The organism is Planococcus sp. NCCP-2050 (assembly GCF_023708025.1).
Classification (GTDB): domain Bacteria; phylum Bacillota; class Bacilli; order Bacillales_A; family Planococcaceae; genus Planococcus.
The window spans coordinates 211520-221940 of the sequence record NZ_BRCX01000004.1; the positions used below are offsets into that span (position 1 = coordinate 211520).

The 10421-nt window shown below is 45.0% G+C and carries 8 protein-coding genes; 3 read left to right on the top strand and 5 right to left on the bottom strand.

Features of this window, described 5'->3' with window-relative positions:
* Positions 1-33 precede the first annotated feature (33 nt).
* Entirely contained in the window at positions 34-1533 is a 1500-nt protein-coding gene (gene xylB, locus NFU07_RS14040; RefSeq protein WP_251479123.1) for a xylulokinase, read from the bottom strand.
* A gap of 33 nt (positions 1534-1566) precedes the next feature.
* Positions 1567-2889, bottom strand: a complete 1323-nt coding sequence (gene xylA / locus NFU07_RS14045) for a xylose isomerase (protein WP_251479125.1) — start codon at positions 2887-2889, stop codon at positions 1567-1569.
* Between the two features lie 328 nt (positions 2890-3217).
* Here xylA and NFU07_RS14050 point away from each other — a divergent pair, with 328 nt between their 5' ends.
* Complete coding sequence (locus NFU07_RS14050; protein WP_251479127.1) at positions 3218-3847, top strand: YesL family protein; 630 nt, start codon at positions 3218-3220, stop codon at positions 3845-3847.
* A gap of 172 nt (positions 3848-4019) precedes the next feature.
* Here the strand turns inward: NFU07_RS14050 and NFU07_RS14055 are convergent, their stop codons facing one another.
* The 3 genes from NFU07_RS14055 to NFU07_RS14065 all read right to left on the bottom strand — a co-directional run bounded on the left by NFU07_RS14055 (position 4020) and on the right by NFU07_RS14065 (position 7136).
* Positions 4020-4841, bottom strand: coding sequence for a carbohydrate ABC transporter permease (locus tag NFU07_RS14055; protein WP_251479128.1), 822 nt, complete (start codon positions 4839-4841; stop codon positions 4020-4022).
* Between the two features lie 15 nt (positions 4842-4856).
* The gene (locus NFU07_RS14060; protein ID WP_052653055.1) at positions 4857-5735 is read right to left on the bottom strand and encodes a carbohydrate ABC transporter permease; all 879 of its coding nucleotides are present in this window, start codon (positions 5733-5735) and stop codon (positions 4857-4859) included.
* 102 nt (positions 5736-5837) lie between these two features.
* Complete coding sequence (locus NFU07_RS14065) at positions 5838-7136, bottom strand: extracellular solute-binding protein (protein ID WP_235198241.1); 1299 nt, start codon at positions 7134-7136, stop codon at positions 5838-5840.
* Positions 7137-7315: 179 nt separating this feature from the next.
* On the opposite strand from NFU07_RS14065, the gene NFU07_RS14070 reads away from it, so the two are divergent.
* Both NFU07_RS14070 and NFU07_RS14075 read left to right on the top strand, forming a co-directional pair.
* Positions 7316-8524: an ROK family protein gene (locus tag NFU07_RS14070; protein WP_251479130.1), complete on the top strand. Its 1209-nt coding sequence runs from the start codon at positions 7316-7318 to the stop codon at positions 8522-8524.
* A gap of 208 nt (positions 8525-8732) precedes the next feature.
* Positions 8733-10343 carry a glycoside hydrolase family 43 protein gene (locus NFU07_RS14075; RefSeq protein ID WP_251479132.1) on the top strand — a complete coding sequence of 537 codons (1611 nt, stop codon included), beginning with the start codon at positions 8733-8735 and terminating at the stop codon, positions 10341-10343.
* The last annotated feature ends 78 nt before the right edge of the window (positions 10344-10421 follow it).

Genomic DNA, 10421 nt, shown 5'->3' on the forward strand with positions numbered 1-10421 from the left:
CAACCCAAAAGTTGAGACTCTTATTTATATTGCCTATTTACGGAACGCCAAAAGCTTTTCGTTCATCTCTTTTGTTTGTCCGTAAATATCTTGATAAATAGAAAATAGTTTTTGATAGCTTTCTACATTCGCTGGATTCGGTTCATACTGCGAATCTTCTTTTAAGAAGACATCCGCACATTCTTTTAATGAAGCAAACCACCCACTGCCGAAAGCAGCAAGCATGGCTGCACCCATTCCCGGACCTTGTTCGCTTGTCAGGCGGACGATTTTCGCATTGAAAATATCTGCCTGCATTTGAAGCCAGTCTTTGTTCTGCGCCCCGCCGCCAATTGACACAATCGTATCAATTTCTTTTCCGCTTTCGCGGAAAATCTCGATGGATTCATTTAAAGAGAATGTAATGCCTTCCAATACTGCCCGGGCAAAATCTTTTCGGCGATGGGAACTATCCATCCCGATGAAACTTGCACGGATTGCCGCATCTGCATGAGGTGTGCGTTCACCGACAAGATACGGCGTAAACAGCAAACCGTTAGATCCAGCTGGAACAGAACCCACTTCAGCAAGCAAATCTTCAAATGATTCATCCGCCGCAAAGGTTTCCTTGAACCAAGTCAAACTGTAGCCGGCCGCAAGCGTTACACCCATCGTGTAATAGACGTCCGGCGCCGAATGGTTGAAGTAATGGACCTTGCCGCCAAAATCTTTGTCGCTGCTTGCTTCATAAGATAACACAACACCGGAAGTCCCGATACTGCAAAGCGTTTTGCCATCTTCCAGAATTCCGGAACCGATTGCACCGCATGCGTTATCCGCACCTCCAGCAAAAACGCGGGTGGTCGGTGCAAGCCCTGAAGCTTCTGCATATTCAGCCGTGACCGTGCCCACTTCGTCATGCGAGTAGATAAGCGGCGGGCACAGGTTTGGATCAATATTCAAAAGCTCACAGATTTCTGTACTCCATTGTTTTTTGCTGATATCGAGCAATAAAGTGCCGGCAGCATCCGAGAATTCCATCTCCAAATTGCCGGTCATCTTGAAGCGCAAATAATCTTTTGGCAAAACGAACGATTTCGCTTTCGCAAAAATTTCCGGTTCGTGCTTTTGGACCCAAAGAATCTTCGGCAGCGTGAAGCCTTCAAGCGTCGGATTCTTCGTAATTTCGAGCAGTCGTTCATTGCCTACGACATCGTATATTTGCTGGCATTCAGCCGTCGTTCTTGTATCGTTCCATAAAATAGCCGGGCGCAAGACTTCATTGTTTTCGTCAAGCAGCACAAGGCCATGCATCTGCCCCGAGAAGCTGATGCCTTCAATGTCTTCTGCAGTTCCATCAAAACCGGAGAGGAGCTCAAGCAACCCGGAAGTTGTTTGAGTCACCCAGTCGTGCGGATTCTGCTCACTGTATCCTGTTTTTTCTTGAATCAATGCATACGATTTCGAAACGCTGTGCACCACTTCCCCTTTCTGGTTGACCAGCAGGATTTTCACGGCACTCGTTCCAAGATCGACTCCAATAACATATTTCATAGCGACAGCTCTCCTAGCGTTAGCAGACTCTTATTATTTAGCGAAAGCTTGCAGCAAGTACTGGTTGATTGTAGATTTGATCTGCTCAAGACGGCCAGATGTTTGTTTGATTTCAGTTAAGCCAAGTGCATGCTCTTCTAATTTGTGGAAATCTGTTTTGCCTTCGACGATGTCGAGGCCGATTCCTTCTGTGTATGTTTGGTAGCGGTCTTCCATGATGGAATCCAATACTTTGTCGTCGATCAATTGCTGAGCAACTTTCAAGCCAACAGCAAATGCATCCATTCCCGCGATATGTGCGTGGAACAAATCTTCAGGCTCGAATGAACCACGGCGTACTTTCGCATCAAAGTTCAAGCCGCCTTTGCCAAGTCCGCCATTTTTAAGGATTTCGTACATCGCAAGCGTCGTTGACCAAAGATCTGTCGGGAATTCATCTGTATCCCATCCAAGAAGCGGATCGCCTTGGTTCGCGTCAACGGATCCAAGCATGTTGTTGATGCGTGCATAATGCAATTCGTGTTCGAATGTATGGCCTGCAAGCGTTGCGTGGTTTGCTTCAATATTGAATTTGAAGTGATTTTCCAAACCGTAGCTTTGCAAAAATGCATGGCCAGTCGCTACATCATAGTCGTACTGGTGAGTTGTCGGCTCTTTTGGTTTTGGCTCGATCAAGAATTGTGCGTCGAAGCCGATTTCTTTCGCGTAATCAACAGCCATATGGTAGAAGCGGCCCAAGTTATCAAGCTCAAGCTTCATGTTTGTGTTCAATAATGTTTCGTAGCCTTCGCGGCCGCCCCAGAACACGTAGTTCTCGGCGCCAAGTTCTTTACCGATTTCCAAGCCTTTTTTCACTTTAGCTGCTGAATAAGCGAAAACGTCTGCATGGTTGGATGTTGCAGCACCGTGGATAAAGCGCGGGTGCGTGAAGTTATTGGCTGTGTTCCAAAGCAATTTCGCTTTGCTGTCTTTCATGTAATCTTTGATCATCGCAACGATGACGTCTAAGTTTTGGTTCGATTCTCTTAAGTTGCTGCCTTCTGGTGCAATGTCGATATCATGGAAGCAGAAGAATGGCACGTCCATTTTTTCATAGAATTCGAAACTTGCATCTACACGTGCTTTAGCCAAATCCATTCCGCTGAATTTATCCCATGGACGGTTCATTGTACCGGCGCCGAATGGATCAGATCCATCCATTGTGAATGTGTGCCAGTAAGAAACCGCGTAGCGAAGAATTTCTTCCATCGACTTGCCGCCGATCACTTCTTCCGGGTTGTAAAATTTAAACGCGAATGGATTTTTTGAAGATGCACCTTCAAATTTAATTTTGTCAATGTTCTCGAAATATGCCATAATTTTTTGCCTCCTAAGTATGATGTTCTGCTTATTTGAAAATTAAATGAGTCTATCCTTAATGAAAAGGCTTTCATTTGATATTATAACAAGTTACAATTAGTTTGTCTATTGGTTAAACAAAGTTTTATTTAGAATGATTCGACTATTTGCAGGCAATGATGAAATCGCTTCGCTCTTTTCTAAATAAAATAAAAGTGAAAGTTTTTATCTATGAAGTTTTTCAGCAATATTTATTCGTTCAATTCAAGTAATTGAGGTATGCTTTTAAGTAAGTTTTATTTATCGATGTCGCTTTGTATAAAATCGAATGTAAGGAAGGTCATAGATGAATTCCACCAAAAATACCGTTTACCAGATTACCGAATGGATTACCCGTTTTGCCTATTTGAATTTATTGTGGGTTGTTTTCACATTAGCAGGCGCAGTCATCTTAGGGCTGTTCCCTGCTACGACAGCTATGTTCTCCGTTTGCCGAAAATGGCTGCGCGGCCAGACGGACGTGCCCGTTTTCCGTACGTTTTGGGATTATTACCGGAAAGATTTTGTGAAAAGCAATGCGATGGGCCTGTTTGTTTGGCTGCTTGGCGCGTTAATCGCCGCTGATGTCTTCTACTTGTTAGCCTTAGACGCTGCCCATCTAACCTGGATATCGATTCCTTTGTTCGCTTTCATGCTTTTGGTTTTATTGTTCCTGTTTTATCTATTCCCGACATTTGTGCATTTTGATATCAAAGCCACCCAAGTGCTAAAAAACGCATTTTTAATCATGCTGATCTATCCGCTTCACAGTTTGCTGATCCTGCTTTGCCTAGTTCCGCTGTTTCTGATCATGCAGGCATTGCCAGCACTCGCGTTCATCTTCGGCGCAAGTTCCTATGCCTTCATCACGATGTGGATTTCTTTGAACGCTTTCAATAAAACAGCTGAGAAAAGCACGAGTGAGCTGCCACAATAAAAAGCTTCACCTAAGCGGAAATCGATTTTCCTCTTGGGTGAAGCTTTTCTTGTGTCCAGACTCCGATGGCCAGCTTCTCGGGGTCTTAAGGCAGCCCACTACGGAAATCAGGATTCCCTTCGTGTTCTGCCTTAAGCCTGTCGGAGCTGACCAGGCGCTTCCGCTTTTCTTTTTACCCCTTCACCGCACTTGATGAAATCCCTTCAACAACTTTATTGCTGAAGAAGATGAAGGCAATGATGATCGGCAAGACGCTGATGATCAACGTCGCGCCGATTGCACCCCAGTCGGTCATGTATTGGCCGATGAAGTTCTGGATCCCGACTGTCAGCGTTTTGTATTTCTCTGAGCTGATGAAGGTGTTGACGAAAACGAATTCGTTCCAGTTGTAGATCATGTTGATGACGACCGTAGTAGCCATGATCGGCGTTGTCATCGGCAAAATGATGCGGAAGAACATACGATGAATCGAACAGCCATCGATGATTGCCGCTTCTTCGACTTCGTGCGGCAAGGTGTAATAGAAACCGAGCAGGATCATTAAGGTGATCGGTAAATTATACGCGGTGTACGTGATGACAATTGACCACGGGTTATCGATCATGTCGACGCTCAAGAACATGCTGTAGAGCGGGATCAACGCTGAGTGGATTGGAATCATCAAGCCAATCATGAAAAGCCCGAGCACGAGGCCGCTTAGTTTCCACTTCATGCGCGTCAATGCAAATGCCGCCATGCTTGCAAATAGCACGGTAAAGACGATTGCTGCAATGGTAATCCACACACTATTGAAGAAATAAGTGCCGATTCCCCCGTCCCAGACTTTCTGGTAATTTTCCCATCTGAACTCCGACGGCAAAGAAAACGGTGAACCTGCAAAGATTTCCTGGTTGCTCTTCAAAGAGAACAGGAACAGCCAGATGAGTGGGAGGATTTGAAATAATGCCACTACTATCAAAGCCAGGTAAAGAAAGAAATATCCAACGCGTTTCATTAAACAAACCTCCTCTTAGTATTCGAGCTTCTCTTTTGTTTCGGTTACTTTGCGGATGATCAACGTAACGATCAATGTGATGATCAGCAACAAGAATCCGATGGCACTGCCGTAGCCGAAGTTATAGCTGGAGAAAGCCAATTTGTACATATAAGAAGCCATTACTTCACTGGCTCCGTTCGGTCCGCCGGCTGTCATTACATAAATCAAATCGAAGTATTTCAAGGAACCGACAATCGCCAAGACGATGGTCACACTCACGATTTCTTTGATCAATGGCAATTTGATGCGCATTGCGATCTGGAATGGCGTCGCGCCATCAATTCTTGCAGCTTCAATCAAAGATTCCGGAATATTTTTCAATGCCGCATAGTAAATCAGGATATAAAATCCTGCATATTGCCATAGGATCGGAACGAAGATGGCAAACAAAACCAAGCTTGGATCTGCGAGCCAAGATGGTGGATTTTCAACTCCGATAGTTCTAAGGAATGAATTCAAAATCCCGTTTGACGGGTTGTAGACTTTTACCCACAACTGGGCAATGGCAACGGATGACAAGAGCATCGGAATCAAGTAGATTTTACGAAGCAAGTCCGCACCTTTGATTTTTGAAGCCAGGATGATCGATACAGCTAAATAGATGATTAAACTTAATGCTGAGAAAAGGGCCAATAAGAACGAATGCAGAGCACTGTTCCAAAATAGTTTATCTTGGATTCCTTCTATATAATTGTCCAGGCCAATAAAAGTTTTTTCTCCGATTCCATCCCAGTCCATCAAGCCGTAGTAGCCGGACAGGAGCAGCGGGATAAAGATCAAGACCATCAGCAATATAAAGGCGGGCGCAATATAGAACGCGATATAAAGCTTATTGGACATCACTTTGTTCATAACATTCAACCCCATATCTTATAAAGTAGAAGGGGACAATCCTGAATTCTGGATATGCCCCCTTCTTGTTTCTCTAACTTTGCAAACCGTTGTTATCGTTCTTTATTTCGAAAGAGCGTCCTCGTGGGCTTTCGCAAATTCTTCAGGCGTCATTTCGTTGCCGAACAGCGCTTGAATTGCGTCCAAGTGGACCGTTGCCACTTCCGGGCTCAATTGAACATCCGCAAACATTGTGATGTTGCTCGCTTGGTTCAGTTCTTCCAAGATATCGATATACATTTGTGGAAGATCCATTGACGCAGCATCCACTTTCGTCGCTGGGATTACGCCAGCTTCTTCAACCGCTTTTTCGCCCCACTCTTTAACAAAGTATGCAGAAAAGTCTTTTGCTTCTTCTTTTACATCTGAATCTTCTGCTACGAACAAGCCAACTCCAGGGCCGCCGACAAAGCTGTTCATATCGCCTTGGCCGTCAACTGTTGGGAAGTTCATGTATTTTACAGAATCTCTGAATTCTTGTGGAACGTCCTCATTTGTTGTGAAGTTTGGAAGATCCCAAGTTGCGATCATGTACATCGGCGCTTGTTCGCTCATGAACATGCTCTTCGCTTCTTCATCTGCAAGGCCGTTGAATCCATCAACAAAAGCCCCGCTGTCTACCAAGTTTTGAACTTCTGCAGCCGCTTCGATCAAGGCAGGATCTTCGAAGCTGCCTGAACGGTCGATTGCTTTGTTCAATGTATCAGCGCCGCCGATGCGGTCAGCCAAGTACATATACCACATAGAACCTGTCCATGAATCTCTGTTTCCTAGAGCAATCGGCTGAATGCCCTCGTCACGGAATGCTTTTGATGCTTCTAACAATTCTTCGTATGTTTCTGGAACTTCAATGCCGTTATCCTTAAACATCTTCTCATTGTAATAAATGCTGACAATGTTCAATTCCAATGGCAATCCGTAAGTTGTGCCGTCAAGCGCATAGGCTTCGGCAGTTCCTGGTACGAATGCATCTGATAGTTCAGACTCGATGACATCATCCAACGGTGCGAACATATTTCCGCCAACATAAGGCTCAAGGAATCCAGCAGCCCATGTAAGGCCTACATCCGGCAATTCTTTTGATGTTGAAAGGACACGCAATTTATCTTTGTATTGCTCATTGCTTAAAACTTCTAAATCTATTTTGACGCCTTCGTTTTCCGCTTCGTAATCAGCAATAATATCGTTTACCACGTCATAATGCTTTTTGGAGCTACCTTCTGGCCATAAGTGCATAAATTTGATTTCAGTGTCTGCATTACTTGAACCCGATGACGCCTCATCAGAATCTGAACACCCTACTAGCAGTAACGATGAAATAGCAGCGGACAATAGCAGTGCAAGCGTTTTCTTCCTTTTCATTTTTTTCTTCCCCCCACTTTGTGTGCTATTACAACAATATTCAGATTGTTGTATGCGTTTTCATTATAGCAAGGGTTTCCATGTTCGTCTAGTGGCTAAACAAAGTTTTTTATTAAACTACTTTCGTTTCAAAGTATCTGTTAAAATAGTCTTAAAAATGATAGAAAGAGCTGAGCAGGATGAATGTAAAAGTGACTAAGACCTGGAACCATCAAGTCGTCAAAGAAGGCAATAAATCATTAGTGTTGGATAAGATCAAAAACAATTCACCGATTTCGCGGGCAGCTGTCGCAAGCCAGACCGGACTAAACAAAGGAACCGTTTCTTCCCTTGTCAGCGATTTGCTGGACGATCAATTGATCTATGAATCCGGCCCTGGCGAATCAAGCGGCGGCCGCCGACCAGTTATGCTTTTGTTCAACGATTTGGCCGGCTATGCAATCGGCATCGATATCGGCGTCAACTACCTGCTTGGCGTATTGACGGATCTCAGCGGCAATATCCAATTGAAGAAAGAATGCAGTTTTAAAAATCTTTCTTATGAAGAAATCAAAGAAAAAATGTTTTCCACCATTGATTCATTGATTGCTTCTGCACCTGAAAGCCCTCACGGCGTAGTTGGCATCGGCGTCGGTGTACCGGGAGTCGTTGATAAAAGTGGAGAAATCTTGCTAGCGCCAAACTTGAAGTGGCGGAACCTGGACTTGAAATCGGTCTTGGAAGAAAAGTATGGGCTTCCCGTCATTATCGAAAACGAGGCGAATGCCGGTGCTTACGGCGAAAAGCGTTTCGGTGCGGGACAGGAATGCGAAAACATCATCTATGTCAGCGCAGGCATCGGGATTGGCGTCGGCTTGATCTTAAACGGTTCCCTCTATAAAGGGTCTAACGGATTTTCCGGCGAACTTGGCCACATGACTATTCAAGTAAACGGTCCAAAATGCCGCTGCGGAAATGAAGGATGCTGGGAATTATACGCGTCGGAACAAGCTTTGCTCAATACAGCGGTGCAGTCGGGTTTATTTACTTCCACTGATGAAGAATTGGATTTGCCCCATTTGATCCAGCTTGCGGAATCTGGAAACGAAGAAGCCATTGCCCTCTTCAAAAAAAGCGGCGATTATTTAGGCGTCGGCATCAACAACATCGTCAACACTTTTAACCCGCAGCAAGTGGTGATCGGCAACCGGATGGCTTCCGCCAAAAATTGGCTGAGCGAATCGTTGAATGAACGCGTGGCAAACCAAGCCCTTTGGTTCCAGCAAAACGATTTGATCATCGGCTTTTCGGAACTTGATACGCTGCCAACAGCACTTGGCGTCGCTGCTTTTACCATTGAGAATTTCTTGAGTGTCCGCATGCAGCCGCAGCAAGCCATTTTTTCTTAAGTTGTTATAAACTTTCATCACACTTAGTTTACCAATCGTACTAAGTAGTGTATGATCGTTTATAACAACCGAAGATTTTTAATTTTCGTTTAAATCATTTTAAAAATCTTTGTGTTTTTGCTGTTTGGGCACGTGTTTTTGAAAGCACTTACATTATTTCGCCTCTACAGCATATCCACAAAATCTTACATAAAAGGGTGACGAAAAAATGGCTATTATCCAAAATCCGATTTTGACTGGATTCAATCCGGATCCAAGCATTTGCCGTGTGGGAGAAGATTATTACATCGCGGTTTCCACTTTTGAATGGTTCCCAGGTGTCGGCATCTACCATTCCAAGGACTTGAAAAACTGGCGTTTGATCTCTCGTCCGCTTAACCGCCTTAGCCAATTGAACATGATGGGCAACCCGAACTCCGGCGGCGTCTGGGCACCTGCCCTTTCATACAGCGACGGAAAGTTCTGGCTGATTTTCACAGATGTAAAAGTGACAGAAGGCCAATGGAAAGATTGCCATAACTACCTCGTCACTTGCGAAACGATTGACGGCGAATGGTCGGAACCGATTTATTTGAACAGTTCGGGATTTGACCCTTCCCTGTTCCACGATGAATCCGGCAAGAAATACTTGGTGAATATGTATTGGGATCACCGACATGGCCATCATAATTTCTACGGCATCGCGCTTCAGGAATACAGCGTTGAAGAACAGAAATTAGTCGGCAAATCCGAAATCATCTTCAAAGGAACCGATGTGGCATTAGTTGAAGCGCCGCATCTTTACAAAATCGGCGAATATTATTATTTATTGACCGCTGAAGGCGGCACGAAGTATGACCACCAAGCTACGATTGCCCGTTCAAAAGATTTGCACGGACCTTATGAAGTCCATCCGGAAAATCCGTTGATCACATCTTTCTTCTCGCCAAGAAATCCGCTGCAGAAATCGGGACATGCTTCCATTGTCCAAACGCATACGGACGAATGGTTCCTGGTGCATTTGACAGGGCGCCCGCTTTCCCGAAAAGGCCAAGCTTTGCTTGACCCGCGTGGCTACTGCCCGCTTGGACGCGAAACAGCCATCCAGCGAGTGGAATGGAAAAACGATTGGCCATATGTCGTTGGCGGAAATGCACCTTCACTTCAAATCGAAGGGCCAGCCATCGAAGAAGTGGTGTGGGATCGCGATTATCCGGAAAAAGACGATTTCGATTCGGAAACATTGAACCCGCATTTCCAGACGCTGCGCATTCCGTTAGGCGAAGAAATCGTTTCGCTGAAAGAAAATCCAGGCCACTTGCGCATTCACGGACGTGAGTCGTTGACATCTAAATTTACTCAAGCTTTTGTCGCGAGACGCTGGCAGCATTTCCACTTTACGGCGGAAACGAAAGTGGCATTCCAGCCCGATACATTCCAGCAGGCAGCAGGCCTTGTAAACTATTACAACACGGAAAACTGGACGGCTCTTCAAATTACGTGGCATGAAGAGAAAGGCCGCATCCTTGATTTGACTGTTTGCGATAATTTCGCCTACGACCAGCCGCTGCAAGGCGACGAAATCGTCGTGCCGGATGAAGTCGAATACGTGCACATGCGCGTCGATGTCGATGCGGACATTTATCAGTATTCCTATTCGTTCGACGGAGAGGACTGGCACATGATTCCGATCCGCTTTGGTTCGCATAAACTGTCTGATGACTATATCCAAGGCGGCGGATTTTTTACCGGCGCATTCGTCGGCATGCAATGCCAAGATACATCCGGCCAACAATTGCCGGCAGATTTCGATTATTTTATTTACAAAGAACGCGAATAAATGCAGTAAAAAGAGCGGCTCAGACTATCCTGAGCCGCTCTTTTTTCCATTTAATCGGAAATTCCGCCTGTCACGTGC